Source organism: Streptomyces sp. NBC_01092, from assembly GCF_045039535.1.
GTDB lineage: Bacteria > Actinomycetota > Actinomycetes > Streptomycetales > Streptomycetaceae > Streptomyces.
Map to the genome: position 1 here is coordinate 10,448,225 of NZ_CP108659.1, position 15,010 is coordinate 10,463,234.

11 protein-coding genes are annotated in these 15,010 nt (G+C 70.3%); 7 read left to right on the plus strand and 4 right to left on the minus strand.

What is annotated here, in order from left to right; all coding sequences use genetic code 11:
- Positions 1-112 precede the first annotated feature (112 nt).
- The 5 genes from OG254_RS46510 to OG254_RS46530 all read left to right on the plus strand — a co-directional run bounded on the left by OG254_RS46510 (position 113) and on the right by OG254_RS46530 (position 6,614).
- A complete protein-coding gene (locus tag OG254_RS46510) occupies positions 113-1,234 on the plus strand; it encodes an ROK family protein (RefSeq protein ID WP_405593868.1) in 1,122 nt (373 codons plus the stop codon).
- A gap of 269 nt (positions 1,235-1,503) precedes the next feature.
- On the plus strand, positions 1,504-2,835 hold the full coding sequence (locus OG254_RS46515) for an ABC transporter substrate-binding protein (RefSeq protein ID WP_405593870.1): 1,332 nt from the start codon (positions 1,504-1,506) through the stop codon (positions 2,833-2,835).
- A 47-nt stretch (positions 2,836-2,882) separates the two neighbouring features.
- The gene (locus tag OG254_RS46520) at positions 2,883-3,863 is read left to right on the plus strand and encodes a carbohydrate ABC transporter permease (RefSeq protein WP_147995402.1); all 981 of its coding nucleotides are present in this window, start codon (positions 2,883-2,885) and stop codon (positions 3,861-3,863) included.
- Between the two features lie 24 nt (positions 3,864-3,887).
- Positions 3,888-4,775, plus strand: a complete 888-nt coding sequence (locus OG254_RS46525) for a carbohydrate ABC transporter permease (protein ID WP_351192712.1) — start codon at positions 3,888-3,890, stop codon at positions 4,773-4,775.
- A 6-nt stretch (positions 4,776-4,781) separates the two neighbouring features.
- Entirely contained in the window at positions 4,782-6,614 is a 1,833-nt protein-coding gene (locus tag OG254_RS46530; RefSeq protein WP_405593872.1) for a hypothetical protein, read from the plus strand.
- Positions 6,615-6,620: 6 nt separating this feature from the next.
- Here the strand turns inward: OG254_RS46530 and OG254_RS46535 are convergent, their stop codons facing one another.
- The gene (locus tag OG254_RS46535; RefSeq protein ID WP_405593875.1) at positions 6,621-7,301 is read right to left on the minus strand and encodes a nucleoside/nucleotide kinase family protein; all 681 of its coding nucleotides are present in this window, start codon (positions 7,299-7,301) and stop codon (positions 6,621-6,623) included.
- A 127-nt stretch (positions 7,302-7,428) separates the two neighbouring features.
- Here OG254_RS46535 and OG254_RS46540 point away from each other — a divergent pair, with 127 nt between their 5' ends.
- Positions 7,429-8,925: a hypothetical protein gene (locus tag OG254_RS46540; RefSeq protein ID WP_405593877.1), complete on the plus strand. Its 1,497-nt coding sequence runs from the start codon at positions 7,429-7,431 to the stop codon at positions 8,923-8,925.
- 639 nt (positions 8,926-9,564) lie between these two features.
- Positions 9,565-10,701: a HoxN/HupN/NixA family nickel/cobalt transporter gene (locus tag OG254_RS46545; RefSeq protein ID WP_405593879.1), complete on the plus strand. Its 1,137-nt coding sequence runs from the start codon at positions 9,565-9,567 to the stop codon at positions 10,699-10,701.
- Between the two features lie 24 nt (positions 10,702-10,725).
- Here the strand turns inward: OG254_RS46545 and OG254_RS46550 are convergent, their stop codons facing one another.
- The 3 genes from OG254_RS46550 to sthA form a co-directional block, all read right to left on the minus strand.
- A complete protein-coding gene (locus OG254_RS46550; protein ID WP_405593881.1) occupies positions 10,726-11,685 on the minus strand; it encodes a hypothetical protein in 960 nt (319 codons plus the stop codon).
- 11 nt (positions 11,686-11,696) lie between these two features.
- Complete coding sequence (locus OG254_RS46555; RefSeq protein WP_351192725.1) at positions 11,697-13,169, minus strand: APC family permease; 1,473 nt, start codon at positions 13,167-13,169, stop codon at positions 11,697-11,699.
- A gap of 304 nt (positions 13,170-13,473) precedes the next feature.
- Positions 13,474-14,877, minus strand: a complete 1,404-nt coding sequence (sthA, locus tag OG254_RS46560; protein WP_405593883.1) for a Si-specific NAD(P)(+) transhydrogenase — start codon at positions 14,875-14,877, stop codon at positions 13,474-13,476.
- Between the last annotated feature and the right edge of the window lie 133 nt (positions 14,878-15,010).

Genomic DNA, 15,010 nt, shown 5'->3' on the forward strand with positions numbered 1-15,010 from the left:
AGTTCGTTAGGAAGTTAACTAACGAAGTAGGGTGCGTCAAGAGGCTCGGAATTCCCGCTGCCGATCGATCATTGCGGCGCGTATCGTCGCCGCAGCACGACCTGGGGAGACCATGGACCTGAGCGAGAGCGCGCGTGCCGTGTTCGCGGTGCTGGCCGCGGCGGGCACCGCCACCCGCCCCCAGCTGGCGGCCGGTGCGGGCCTGTCCAAGCCGACCGTCTCCGCCGCCGTGGCCGAGCTGGAGACCGCCGCCCTCGCCGCCCACTCCGGCACCGCCTCCGGCGCCACCGGACGGTCCGCCGCCGTCTACCGGCTCGGTCCCGCCTCCGGCGCCGTACTCGCCGTCGATCTCGGCCCCGCCCAGACGCAGGTGCGCGGCTGCTCCCTGGACGGCACGCTGCTCGCCGCGGGCACCGGCACCCGCGCCGAGGCCGCCGACACCGTGCGCAAGGTGCTCGACGCGCTGCCGGTGAACGCCCCGCTGCGCGCCGTCGTCGTGGCGGTCGGTGACGTCACCACCCGGGACCGGGACGGCTCCGGGATGCGGCCCGCGACCGCCAAGGCGGGCCCGGTCTTCGACGCCATGGCCGTCGCCCTGCCGCCGGGCGTCCCCGTCCACCTGGAGAACAACGTCAACTGCGCCGCCCTCGCCGAGCTGCACGAGGGCGCGGCCCGCGGCCGTCAGACATTCGGCTATCTGCGGATCGGCGTGGGCATCGGCCTCGGCATCGTCGTCGGCGGCCAGGTGCTGCGCGGGGCGAACGGCGCGGCCGGTGAGGTGGCCCGGCTGCCGTATCCGTGGGACGAGAACCGCGAACCGCGCCACGAGGCCCTGGAGGAGCACATCGGCGTACGTTCCCTGCTGCACCGGACGGCCGAGGTGTGGCAGGACGCCGACGGGCCGTGCCCCGACACCGCCGAGCGGCTCTTCGCACTCGCCGGACAGGGCCATGCCGCGGCCGGTGCCCTGGTCGGCCGGCACGCCGCCGACATCGGCCGGCTGGCCGCGGCGGTGGCCGCCGTGCTGGATCCCGGACTGATCGTGCTGGGCGGCGCCGTCGGCTCGAACCCGCAGCTCGTGCCCGGAGTCCGGGCCGAACTCGCCCGGCTGAGCTGGCCCACCGAGGTGGTCAGCGCCGCGCTCGCCGACAGCGGCACCGTCGTGGGAGCGGCCCGGCTGGCCGTGGCCCGTGGAATCCAAACCGTGACCGGTGCTCTCCAAGCGAAGCATTGACGGACTCCATCCGCTTCTGCCAATGTCCGGACAAGCGCTTTCTGAGCCGGCGGGACCCGGCTCGGGACGAGGTACTCCGCCGTACGACGCGTACGGCGAGCCGTGCGAGGGCGTGCTCGCACGGTCACGGCCCGGACGACGGCCGTGGACCCCCGTCCGACACGGCGGTGCGACCGGGCGAGGTCGCGGGCCGGGAAACGCCATCCACACAAGGATCCGAGTCGCCGCAGAGGCCGGGCGATTCGTCACGCACATCCAGGGAGGACCCGGTGGGTCACCAGATCTCGCGCAGAACCCTCTTCCGCACCGCGAGCGGACTGGCCGTCGCCGGCGCGCTCGGCAGCTCGCTCAGCGCCTGCGCCGGCGGCACCGGCGCCGGCAGCACCAGCAGCGACCTGACCATGACCTGGTGGGGCAGCGACGACCGGCACAACGCCTACAAGAAGTCGCTGACGTACTTCCAGGAGAAGAACCCGAAGACAAAGATCCGCGAGACCTACCAGGGCTACGACGGGTACTTCGACAAGTTCAACACCAACATCGCCGGAGGCAGCGCCCCCGACCTGCTCCAGATGGACACCGCGCTGGTTGCGCAGTACGCGCGCAAGGGCGTCCTCGCCCCGATCGACTCCTACGTCGGCAAGACCCTGGACCTCACCGGCTTCTCCAAGACGCTCCTCGCCGCCGGCACCGTCGACGGCAAGCTTTACGGCGTGCCGTCCGGCATCGGCGTCAACCAGCTCACCGTCAACCGCAGCGGCCTGGAGAAGCTCGGCCTGAAGCTGCCGGACCGCGAGTGGACCTGGGCCGACCTGAAGAAGATCGCCCAGGACGTCTACAAGAAGAGCGGCGGCAAGACCTACGGCGTCGACGACGGCGGCGGCTCCACCCTCCAGTGCTTCGAGATCTTCGCCCGCGAGAAGGGCCAGCAGTTCTTCTCCGACGACGGCAAGAAGCTCGGCTTCACCTCCGACACCCTCCAGGAGTGGTGGGAGTACTGGGCCGAGATGCGTAAGACGAACGCCTCCCCGCCGCCGGCCGTCACCTCCGCCGCGCACAACGACCTCACCAAGAACGCGGTTGTCATCGGCAAGGCGCTGTTCACCTTCGACTCCGGCGTCTACGGCGCGGGCGGCTCCATCACCGACGCGCAGCTGGACTTCCTGCCGACCCCGCAGGGCGACTTCTCCGGGGCCCGCGAGGGCAACTTCGTCAACGGCGGTGTGCTGCTGTGCGCCACCAAGGCCAGCAAGAAGGTCGCCGACTCGGTGAAGATCATGAACTTCTTCGCCCAGGACGACACCGCGATCAAGGACATGCAGCTGTTCCGTGGCATCCCGCCGACCGAGAAGGCCCGCAACCTGATCGCCTCGGGGCTGACCGAGACGGACAAGCTGAACATGGCGAACGCGGACTACATCTCACAGCGGGTCTCCAAGGCGACCAATGCGCTGCCGGCGCCGGTGCCGCCGCCGCAGGGCGCCGACCAGATCTGGGATCTGCTGTTCGAGTCGAACCTTGCGGTGGCCTTCGGCAAGAAGTCGATCAAGGCGCAGCTGGGTGAGTTCTTCGACCAGGCGGCGGGGATCCTCGGCGGCTAGCCACGCTGACGTCGTCGAAACACCGGGAGAGGGCCAGGAAGATGAGTATGACCACCGCGCAGACCGACGCGGTCGTGAAGGAGGCGTCGGCCTCCGCGACCCCGTCCGATCAGCGGGAGCGCGACCGGATGCGGCGCCGCCTCGCCAGACGGCGGGGCGGGGGCTGGTGGCCGTATCTCTTCCTGGCTCCCTGGTTCGTCGGCCTGTTCGGGCTGACGATCTACCCGATGCTCGACTCGCTGTATCTGTCCTTCACCAACTTCGACCTGCTGACGCCCGCGCAGTGGGTCGGCATGGACAACTACGACCGGATGTTCACCGACGACCCGGTCTTCTGGGACTCGGTGCACGCCACCCTCGTGTACGTCGTGGTCTCCGTGCCCCTGAAGCTGGCCCTGGCCCTCGCCGTGGCGATGCTGCTCAACCGGGATCTGAAGGGCATCGGCCTGTACCGGGCCGCCTTCTATCTGCCGTCGCTGCTCGGCGGTGCGGTGGCCATCGCCATCGTGTGGCGGCAGGTCTTCGGCGGGGACGGCCTGTTCAACGACTTCCTCGGCTGGTTCGGCCTCAACACGGGACAGGACTGGATCTCCAGCCCCGACACCGCGCTCTACACGCTCGTCCTGCTGGCCGTCTGGCAGTTCGGCACCCCGATGGTCATCTTCCTCGCCGGTCTCAAGCAGCTGCCGAAGGACGTGTTCGAGGCGGCCGCGATCGACGGCGCCGGACCCGTCACCCGCTTCTTCAAGATCACGCTGCCGCTGCTCACACCGATCGTCTTCTTCAACGTGGTGCTGCAGATCATCGACGCGTTCAAGACCTTCACCCCCGCGTTCGTGATCAGCAACGGCTCCGGCGGGCCGCTCAACTCGACCATGCTGTACTCCCTGTACCTGTACAAGAAGGGCTTCACGGACCTTCAGATGGGGTACGCCTCGGCGCTGGCCTGGGTGCTGTTCCTGGTCATCGCGCTGTTCACGGCGGTCAACTTCATCGCCAGCCGCTACTGGGTCCACTACGACGACTGACGTCCGAGCGAGGAGTCCTTCACCATGTCCGCCATCACCTCGGCCCAGCCGTCGAAGTCACCGCTGCACAAGCTCCGCTCGCTGACCGGCCCGCGCCGCATCTTCGCGCACACGCTGCTCATCGGCGTCGCCGTCGTCATGCTCTATCCGCTGATGTGGATGCTGAGCAGCTCCTTCAAGCCCGACACCGAGATCTTCACCCAACCCGGGCTCATCCCGAACCAGGTGCGCCCCGAGAACTACTCCGAGGGCTGGAGTGGCTCCGGCAACTCCTTCTCCCTGTACATCACCAACTCGCTGATCGTCACGATCGGCGCGGTGATCGGCAACGTCATCTCCTGCTCGCTGGCCGCCTACGCCTTCGCGCGCTTCGAGTTCCGCGGCAAGAAGATCTGGTTCGGCCTGATGCTCGGCACGCTGATGCTGCCCACGCAGGCGGTGCTGATCCCGCAGTACACGATCTTCTACAACCTGACCTGGATCAACACGTTCCTGCCGCTGATCGTGCCGAAGTTCCTCGCGGTGGACGCCTTCTTCATCTTCCTGATGGTCCAGTTCATCCGCTCCATCCCGCGCGAGCTGGACCAGGCGGCCATGGTGGACGGCGCCAACCCGTGGAAGATCTACTGGAAGATCATCCTTCCGCTGATGAAGCCGGCGCTCATCACCACCACGATCTTCACCTTCATCTGGACCTACGACGACTTCCTCCACCAGCTCGTCTACCTTCAGCAGAACGACAAGTTCACCGTCCCGCTCGGCCTCACCCTGTTCCTCGACCAGACCAGCGGCTCCTCCTACGGCGCGATGTTCGCCATGTCGACGCTCGCGCTCCTGCCCACGCTCATCTGCTTCCTGATCTTCCAGAAGAGGCTGGTGGAAGGCATGGCCACCTCCGGCATGAAGGGCTGACCACCCGTGCATCTCCCTCGCCAGCTCGGCGCCCTGCACGACCTCCCCGACACCCCGGAGGCACACGACGCCGTCCTCGCCGGTGTCGTCGAACAGGCCCTGGCCCGGCTCACGCCGGAGGGCAACCTGGAACACCCGGACGGCGGCAACGACATCGGCGACACCTCGCTCGGCGTCACCTCGCTCCTCGCCCTCGCCTGGCAGCGCGGCAAGGACCCACGGCTGCCGGAGGCGGTGCGCCGCAGCCTCGCGTTCCATCTGCGCGAGCGGGTGTACACCGAGGACAACCCCGGATACCCGAACCTGAAGGTGCGCGACCGCGGTCTGCCGTACGCCCGCTACACCCTGGCTGCGGGCGCGCACCCCATCGGGGACTGGCCCAGCACGGTGTGGGCGCTGCTCCAGGCCGTCAACCTGCTGGATCTGGCGGACGGACTCGTCGAGGACGAGCGGCGCGCCGAACTCGTCCAGGTGGCGCACGGCTACTGGCGCTGGCTGACCGAGGCGACCTTCTTCAACCCGCAGGAGGCGGGCAACCAGGCCATCGGCTGCGTGGTCGGCGGCCTGATGCTGGCCCGCCACCTTTCCGCCCCGGACGGCCGCGCCGTGCGCGAGCGCGCCCTGCGCCTGTACGAGGAGGAGATCCGCGCCCACCGGGTGCGTGACCGGGGCGCTCTGCTGCCGCCCGAGCACGGCGGCGCGTACGACAACAACTACGGCCCGATCTCCCTGTCCTTCCTCGCCCAGGCCCACCGGATCAGCGGCGCGGAGATCTTCGCCGAGGACGGCGACGCGCTCGCCCGCTACCTCGACGCCCGGCTGCCCGGCGGCGGCTTCGACAACGGCGGCCCGCGCTACAGCGAGCAGCACAGCGGCTTCGAGTCGGTCCTGGGCCTGCGCTACTTCAGCGCCCGGATCGGCTCCGACCTCGGCCGCTACCGGGGCGACACCCGCTGGGGCCGGCACGCGGTCAAGCCGGACGGCGGCATCGACGGGCACTTCGCCTGGATGCTGGTCTGGCAGATCCAGGACACCACGCCCTGGCACCGCACCCCGTCCACCACCCCGGCCCGCCACCAACTCCGCGCGGGCACCGTCTCGGTGGCCTTCGACGACCGTATGACCCCGTCGCTGGTCGAGGCGGCCGGCACTTACTACCTCCCCGCCGCGGTGAACCGGCAGCACGGCTTCGGCCCGGTGACGGACGGCTTCCTGTACTGCCGCCCGATGGGCGAGGTCCGCGTCCGGGACGTCGACGCCGACGGCCTCACGGCCAAGCTGGTCACCAAGCCGGTCGTCGGCCGCGAGCACGTCCTGCGGCATGTGCGGTCCCTGTACGTCACCGACGGCGCAAGCCTGTGGATGACGGTCGCGGTGGAACGGCTCCCCGGCACGCCGTACCTGCTGGCCGGCCTGCCGTACGCCACCGACGACGGCGACCGGGTGCGCCGTACCGCGGACGGCGAGGTCACGGCGGCCGGGGAACTGCGGCTGACCCACCCGGAGTCGAACGGCGTGGACCATTTCGACGCCCGTGCGGAGCGGACCCAGGAGGAGGCCGCCTTCGCCCTGGCCGCCGATCCGCGTGGCTACGGCAACCCCGACCTGGGCTGGAGCCATCTGGTCGGCTCGACGGCCCTGGAGGCCGAACCGGCGCCCGGCGCCCCGGACGACCTGCACGTCTTCGCCGTGCGCTACGGGCCTGCGGGTCCGTTCGCGCCCGCCTTCGCAGCCGACGGTGCAGAGCTGACGGTCCGTACCGAGGTCTTCACCGCGGTGATCGGCGAGCCTGCGGGCGACGCACACGGAGACCCGGAGCTGACGCTGAGGGCTGTTTAGACCCGGTCACGTCACCGCACGGGCCGTCGGCGGCTCGTGCGGGGTGGGCAGGGCCGTGACCGGCACGACCAGGTCGGCCCGGTCCCGGGTCGTGGCGACCAGCTCCGCGTTGCGCTGGTCCGAACGCTGCACCCAGGCCACCGCCTCGTCGTGCGGCTTGCCGAACTCCTCGTGCCGGGCGATGAGCCGCCGGAGCCGCTCCGGCTCATCCAGCTCGCAGAACCACACCTCGTCCAGCTGCGCCCGGACCCGGCCCCATGCGCCCGTGCCCAGCAGCAGGTAGTTGCCCTCGGTCACGACCAGCCGGGCCGTCGGCTCCACCGGAACGGCCCCCGCGATCGGCTGCTCCAGCACCCGTTCGAAGCCGGGCGCGTACACGGTCTCGCCGTCGGTGTCCTCGTGCAGGCGACGCAGCAGCGCCGCGTACCCCGCCGCGTCGAACGTGTCGGGCGCGCCCTTGCGGTCCCGGCGCCCGAGCCGCTCCAACTCGACATCGGCGAGATGGAAGCCGTCCATGGGCACATGCGCGACCCATGGCTCCGCGGCGCCGTTCAGCTCCCGCACCAGGCGTTCGGCGAGCGTCGTCTTGCCCGAGCCGGGGCTGCCCGCGATGCCGAGGACGGCGCGTCGGCCGCCCCGGGGGAGTGACCGGGCGCGGGCGAGGAGGTCGTCGAAGGTCAGGGCCACACAGCTGAGTGTGGCACCTCCGTGTCATTCGCCTGGCGGAATCGCGCGCTACACGCCCTTGCCCGGCGGGGTAGTTAGTCCGTGTTTTGGCCGTTATCGGTGTTCTCGTATGGGTGAGGGGTGGACGATGGCTCAGGGCACGAAGCAGATGCCCGTCGGTGCGGGGCGGCGCGACGAGGCGCTCGTGTCCGGCAGGCCCTGGCGGTCCCGAGGCCACGGCCTGCTCGCTGCGGTGGCCGTCGCCTTCACCCTCGCCCAACTCCTCCTCGTGCGGCCCTCGATGGGCCTCGGCTGGGACGAAGTGGTGTACGTCAGCCAGGTCGCCGGCGACGCGCCGGCCGCGTTCTTCAGCGCACCCCGCGCCCGTGGCGTCCCGCTGCTGGTGTGGCCCATCGCCTCCTGGTCGTCCTCCACGACCCTGCTGCGTGTCTACCTCGCCGTCCTGTCCGGACTCGCCCTGTACCTGGCCCTGCGCGCCTGGCGTCACCTGTGCCCGGCCCGCGTCCTGGCCGGCGCCGGCGCCTTCTTCGCCACCCTGTGGGTGACCCTCTTCTACGGCCCCCAGGCGATGCCCAACCTCTGGGTCGCGTTCGGCGCCCTGCTCTGCGTCGGCTGCTTCCTGCGGGCCCGCGCCGACCGTCTCGACGAGTGGGCCCTGCGGGGCGTCCTGGTCGGCGCCGTGCTGATGGCGTGGATGCGGCCCACCGACGCCGTCTGGGTCACGCTGCCGCTGCTCGTCCTCGCGGCGGTGGCACGGCACTGGCGGCTCGGGGCCGCCCTCGCGGCCGGGCTCGTGGCAGGCGGCGTCCAGTGGGTGATCGAGGCGTACATCAGCTACGGCGGCCTGCGCGAGCGGCTCAACGAGGCCTCCCGCATCCAGGGCGACCTCGGCTGGAACCTCGCCGTCGACGACCAGCTGCGCAGCCTGGTCGGCATCGCCCTGTGCCGGCCCTGCGACGTGGCGACGCCTCACCCGGCCGTGTTCGCCTGGTGGTTCGTGCTCCCGCTGCTCGCCGCCTACGCAGCGGCGGTCGCGGTCCGCGCCGGACGCACCACCCGCACCCTGGTCCCGCTGGCCTGCGCCACGACGGCCGCCTTCCCGTACCTGTTCCTGATCGGGTACGCGGCGCCCCGCTTCCTCCTGCCCGCCTACGCACTTCTCGCCATCCCGGTCGCGGACGCGCTGTGGAACCTGGTCACCGCGCCGGACGGTCGGTGGCGCCCGGCGGTCGCGACCGTGGTCGGGCTCGGACTGGCCGGACATCTGGCCGTGCAGTACGTCGTCCTGGACCGCACCGTCGAGCGCACGACCGCCTCCCGCCTCGCCTGGGCCCGCTCCGCCGCCGAACTGCACACCCTCGGCATGCGCCCGCCCTGCCTGCTCACCGGGCACGAGGCCATCCCCGTCGCCTACTACGCCGGCTGCGGCTCCGGCGCGATGCACGGCCACAACGTCAACACCACCAGGGCCGAACTCCTGCGGACCGCCCGCCGTCTCCCGGTCGGCGCCCTCACCGTGCCCGGCCGCAAACCGCCCCGCCACGCCCGTGACTGGGAGCTTCACCGCCTCGACGGCCTGGACGTCCGCATCGCCCCGGCGCCGGTCGCCGACGGCCCGCCATGACGCCGCAGGAGACCCTCCCCACTGCCCGGCGCACCCGGGTCCCCTGACACACGGCGCTCGCGCTCGCCGTCCTGGTGGCCGAGGCCTGCCGGCCCGGCGCCACCAGGCCGGTGTTGGAGACGGGCGAGGTCCGGCTCGCCCTCGCCGGCCAAGGCTGGCTGCTGGTGCCGCCGTAGTCACCCTGCTGACCTGGCCGCGCTCGGCGCGGGCGCGGTGAACCTACGCTTCCTCATACGCTGCGGCATACTCATCGGCGACGCCGCGGGATCGTGCGGGGCGCCCTGATCGCCGTACTCTTCGCGGCCCCCTCGGGTGTGCCGCACCTCCCGCACGTCAACGGCGGGCTCATGGCCGTCGCAGCCGCGCTCGCGGTCCTGATGCCGGTACTGGCCGGGCCTCTGCGGTCCCGGTGCCGGTGGGCCCTGGTGGCGGTGCGGGCGTACCTCGCGGCCGTCCATGCGCGACCGGTGCGAGCGGTGACCCTCGGCAGCGCCGTGCTTTTGGTGCGCATGGTCAGAAGCTGTGGCTTCCATGGCGAAGAACTGCCACGGGCTTTACTGCACATGGTTTGCAAGTGCTGGAGGATGGCCGCAGGCTGTACAACGCAGCCGCCGCCACAAGAAAGACACTCCCTCCCCGATGACGGCTGCCCCTGACTCCACTCCGACCCTCCCCGCCACCGCCACCGCGTGGCACCGCGTCCGCACCTCCATGACGCGGCAGGAGTGGAGCAGGGTCGGCGGCATGGCCGCGTTCGTGCTGGCTCTGCACCTCGCCGGCTGGGGCACCCTCGTCGCGGTCGTCGCCCCCGAGCACTACAGCGTCGGCACGCAGTCCTTCGGGATCGGTATCGGCGTCACCGCGTACACGCTCGGGATGCGCCACGCCTTCGACGCCGACCACATCGCGGCGATCGACAACACCACCCGCAAGCTGATGGGGGAGGGGCAGCGGCCGCTGTCGGTCGGCTTCTGGTTCTCGCTCGGCCACTCCAGCGTCGTGTTCGCGCTGGCACTGCTGCTCTCCTTCGGCGTGAAGACGCTGGCCGGACCGGTCCGCGACGACGGCTCCCGCCTGCACGACATCACCGGCTTGATCGGTACGACGGTCTCCGGTGCCTTCCTCTACCTGATCGCGGCGATCAACCTGGTCGTCCTCGCAGGCATCTGGAAGGTGTTCCGCCGGATGCGCTCGGGCCACTACGACGAGGCGGCCCTCGAACAGCAGCTGAACAACCGCGGCTTCATGAACCGCATCCTCGGCCGCGCCACGAGGTCGATCACCAAGCCCTGGCACATGTACCCGCTCGGCCTGCTCTTCGGCCTCGGCTTCGACACCGCGACCGAGGTCGCCCTGCTCGTCCTGGCCGGCTCCGGCGCCGCCTCCGGGCTGCCCTGGTACGCGATCCTGTGCCTGCCCGTCCTCTTCGCCGCAGGCATGTCCCTGCTGGACACCATCGACGGTACGTTCATGAACTTCGCCTACGGCTGGGCCTTCTCGCAGCCGGTCCGCAAGGTCTACTACAACCTCACCGTCACCGGCCTGTCCGTGGCGGTCGCCCTCCTGATCGGCACCATCGAACTCCTCACCCTCCTCGCCGACCGCCTGTCCCTGCACGGCCCCTTCTGGAACTGGATCACCGGCCTCGACCTCAACACCGCGGGCTTCGCTGTGGTGGGCCTGTTCGCCGTGACCTGGGCCGTGGCTCTCGCGGTGTGGAGGATCGGTCGGATCGAGGAGAGGTGGACGACGGACCCGCGGTCCGAGGAGCGCTGAGACCGAGCCGCCCCGGGGCCGGGGTCAGGTCTGCACCCCCACCTCCCTGTGCCACTTGACGAGCTGCTTCTCGGGGTCGCCGGTGTACGCCCACGGTGCGCGGGTCGCCCGGTGGCCCAGCATGCGGAACAGGGCCGCGGCGATGTCATGGACGCCCGCTTGACAGGCCGCGTGCGCCAGATAGTTGACGTCGCGCAGCTCGCCGGGGGCCACCTCCTGGTCGACGCGGCCCATGATCCAGCGCTCCCAGGTCCGGCGTACGTCGCTGACGGCGCCGTCGTTGTTCCAGTGCTGGCCGAGCCCCATGGAGGCGTGCTGTCCCTTGGCCGCGTCCAGCGCGTAGCGGAACTCCTCGACCCGGGCGTACTGCACGAGCACCGGCAGCGGGCAGCCGGACGGAGCCACGCCGGCGGCGTCGCGGGCGAAGTCGTACATCAGGCCGTGGGTGCCGTGCCAGCGCGAGGAGTAGTAGTGCAGCACCTGCAGATGCCCCTCCACGCTGTACGGGTCGCGCCCGTGCAACTCGTCCCACCAGCGCCCCAGTTCCTGGCGCCGTACACCCTTCGGATACAGCCGTGCCACGGAGATCAGCGAGATCCAGGGCGTCGGATCGTCCGGGTAGGAGTCGGCGGCCCTGAGGCACGACAGCACCGCGGTGTCGACGCGCCGTGTGTCGATCGGCACGCCCCGGCCCGCGGCGATGGCCAGGTTGAACGCCCGGGCCGTCTCCGTGGCCGCCCGCAGCACCAGCGCGTTGCCGCTGTGCGGCTCGGCTGCCAGCCACGACTCCGCCGTGGAACTGCTCGCGCAGGCCTGGGCGAGCAGCCGCACCCGGTGGCCCCGCACCAGCCAGTTCGGGCCGGTGGCGCGCAGCAGTTCCCGCAACCCCTGCCAGCGGCCGATGACGATGTCCTGGCGGGCAGACGTCAGGGCCGCGTCCCCGCAGTCGGGGTCGAAGTCCGAAGTGAAGTTGCCTCGCGCCATCGGGGTCTCCCTCAGAAGTCGGTCGGAAGACCCTCGTGGACGAGGGAGTCGTTACCGTCGCCGCCGGCGGGCACATACTCCGCCTCGACGGTCCTCGTGGCGTCCAGTTTCGCCGGCCGGTAGTAGTCGCTGCCCTGCCGCCAGTACCAGAGCATCGGGACCAGACCGGCCGCGATACCGCCGAGGCCGATCACGATCGCCGAACCGCTCAGCTCGCCCAGCGACTCGAAGAAGATCCAGAACATGAACAGGGCGCCGAACAGCGGCCACAGACCGCCGAGCACGAAGTCGCCCACCGACGTCAGCAGCATCTTGCGGTAGGCGACGACCGCCGCGAGACCCGCCAGCCCGTAGTACACGGCGATCTGCAACCCGATCGCCGAGATCGCGTCGGAGAGGATGTCGCCCACCGTGCCCAGGGAGTTGGCGGCGACGAACATCGCCAGCGCCACCACGCCGACCACCGCGACCGCCACCCACGGCGTGTTCCAGCGGCGGTGCACACGCCCCAGTGCGGACGGCATCGTATGGTCCCGGCCCATGGCGAACAGCGAGCGCGTGACCTGGATGAGCGTGGTCTCCAGGGTGGCGATGGTGGACAGCATCACCGCCACGATCAGCAACTTGCCGCCCCAGCCCGGCCACACCTCCTCGCCGAGCACCGCCAGCACGTTGGCGTCGTTCTCCTGGATCTGCCGCGAGGAGAGGATGACGTTCACCGCGATCGTGAAGACCTCGAACAGCAGGAAGACGACACCCACTCCGATGAGTCCCGCGAGCCCTGTCGTACGGCGGCTGTTGCGGGTCTCCTCACTGAGGTTGCTGGTCACGTCCCAGCCCCAGTAGTAGAACGCGGCGATCAGCGCCCCCGACGCGAATCCCGCCGCGCCGTCGAAGTGCCCGAAGCCGAGCCAGGACCAGTCGAACGCGCGGGCACCTCCGGAGTGGAAGAGGGCGAGTACCGCGAAGAGGGCCAGTATCGCCAACTCGACGCCGGACATCACGATCTGCGCCCGGACGGTGAGCCGTGCCCCGCCCAGCACCACCAGCAGCATGACCAGGAACCAGCAGGCCCCGACCAGCGTCGACAGCGCGGTGTTCTCCGCGAGTTCCTCGTCGAACAGGGCCAGGGTCATCGAGCCGGCGGGCAGCGAACCCGCCACCATGAAGATGGTCGTCGAGACCACCAACGCCCATCCGCTCAGGAAGCCGAGAAAGGGGTGCAGTGTCCGCCCGACCCAGGAGTAACTGGCGCCCGCGTTCACATCGATCCGGCCGAGACGGCTGAAGGCCAGTGCGATGCCCAGCATCGGTATCGCGCAGTACAGCAGCGCGGCCGGGCTGGCCAGACCCACCGCGCCGACGAGAACCGCCGTGGTCGCGGCAATCGAGTACGCAGGGGCGCTGCCCGCGACCGCCATCACGACCGTGTCGAACGTACCGAGGGCATTGGCTTGCAGCCCTCTGCCCCTGTTGTTGCTCATGCGCGCTGCTTTCCGTCTTGCACACCACCGAGCCGAACCGGCCCCGACGGCGTAGAGGGGGGTGTGATGGAACAACGCCACGAACCGGTGAGGGATGACCTCGGGTCAGGGGCGGCAAAAATGGGGTGGCGGAAACTGTACGCCGTTGCGTCGCGACGCAGTCACGCCGTGTGTGCGAGTGATGATAGCCACACTCTTTGAGGCTTCAAGAGCCAAGAGATCTCCCGTCGATACGTCCGTCGAACAGCACGACGACGGGACCCCCGGGCGAACGGCTCGCCCGGGGGTCCCTGATCTCGGTGGCTCAGTCTCCGATGTGGTCGATCTGGCGGAGCCGGTTCGTGGCGTCCAGGGCGGCGACCTTGTAGGACTCCGCGAGGGTGGGGTAGTTGAAGACCGCGTCGACGAGATAGTCGACCGTTCCGCCGCAGCCCATCACCGACTGCCCGATGTGGATGAGCTCCGTCGCCCCCGTACCGAAGCAGTGCACACCGAGCAGCGTGCGGTCCTCGGGGGAGACCAGCAGCTTCAGCATGCCGTGCGAGTCGCCGATGATCTGCCCGCGGGCCAGCTCGCGGTAGCGGGAGATGCCCACCTCGAACGGCACCCGGTCCTCGGTGAGCTGGTCCTCGGTCCGGCCCACGAAACTGATCTCCGGGATGGTGTAGATCCCGATCGGCTGGAGGTTGTGCATCCGGCCGACGGGCTCCCCACAGGCGTGGTACGCCGCCGAACGCCCCTGCTCCATCGACGTCGCGGCCAGCGCCGGGAAACCGATGACATCGCCGACGGCGTATATGTGCGGCACCTCGGTGCGGTAGTGCTCGTCGACGGTGATCCGGCCGCGCGGGTCCGCGCTCAGCCCGGCCTTGTCCAGGTCCAGCTCGTCGGTGAGCCCCTGCCGGCCCGCCGAGTACATCACCGCGTCGGCGGGGATCTTCTTGCCGCTCTCCAGGATGGTCAACGTCCCGCGGGCATGCCGCTCGACCGCGGCGACCGTCTCCCCGAAGCGGAACGTCACGGCGAGGTCCCGCAGGTGGTACTTGAGCGACTCGAGCACCTCGACGTCGCACATGTCGAGCATCCCGGCACGCTTCTCCACCACGGTGATCTTGCTGCCGAGCGCGGCGAACATCGAGGCGTACTCCATGCCGATCACCCCGGCGCCCACGATCACCATGGAGCGCGGCACCCGCTCCAGTGCGAGGACGTTGTCCGAGTCCATGATCGTCCGGCCGTCGAACTCGACGCTGCCCGGCCGCGCGGGCCGGGTGCCGGTCGCGATGACGATGTGCTCGGCGGTCAGCAGCCGCTCCTGGCCGGTGACCTCGCGCAGGGCGATGGTGTGCGGGTCGACGAAGCGCCCGGTCCCGGCGTACAGGGCGACATGGTTGCGGGACAGCTGGCTGCGGATGACGTCCACCTCACGGCCGACCACGTGCTGGGTGCGCGCGGTGAGGTCGGAGACGGTGATGTCGTCCTTGAGCCGGTAGCTCTGGCCGTACAGATCGCGCTGGGTGAGACCGGTCAGATACAGCACCGCCTCGCGCAGGGTCTTGGAAGGGATGGTCCCGGTGTGGATGGAGACACCGCCGACCATGTCGGGGCGGTCGACCACGGCGACGCGGCGACCCAGCTTGGCCGCGGCGATGGCGGCCTTCTGGCCACCGGGGCCGGATCCGATGACGAGCATGTCGAAGTCGGGCACCCTCCGGAGTCTGTCAGCCGCGAGACCCCTTTCGAAAGGGTGAGCCGTGAACCATTGCCCGGGTGAAGTGCCGGGCACGGAACGGAGGTTGCGTCCGCGCCCCGCACGCGGCCCGGGCCAGCCCGCTTCACCG

Excerpts from the sequence above, each read along its gene's own strand:
- OG254_RS46510 (WP_405593868.1), top strand. The coding sequence starts at position 113 with ATGGACCTGAGCGAGAGCGCGCGTGCCGTGTTCGCGGTGCTGGCCGCG.
- OG254_RS46520 (WP_147995402.1), top strand. The coding sequence starts at position 2,883 with ATGACCACCGCGCAGACCGACGCGGTCGTGAAGGAGGCGTCGGCCTCC.
- OG254_RS46525 (WP_351192712.1), top strand. The coding sequence starts at position 3,888 with ATGTCCGCCATCACCTCGGCCCAGCCGTCGAAGTCACCGCTGCACAAG.
- OG254_RS46540 (WP_405593877.1), top strand. The coding sequence starts at position 7,429 with ATGGCTCAGGGCACGAAGCAGATGCCCGTCGGTGCGGGGCGGCGCGAC.
- OG254_RS46545 (WP_405593879.1), top strand. The coding sequence starts at position 9,565 with ATGACGGCTGCCCCTGACTCCACTCCGACCCTCCCCGCCACCGCCACC.
- OG254_RS46550 (WP_405593881.1), bottom strand. The coding sequence starts at position 11,685 with ATGGCGCGAGGCAACTTCACTTCGGACTTCGACCCCGACTGCGGGGAC.
- OG254_RS46555 (WP_351192725.1), bottom strand. The coding sequence starts at position 13,169 with ATGAGCAACAACAGGGGCAGAGGGCTGCAAGCCAATGCCCTCGGTACG.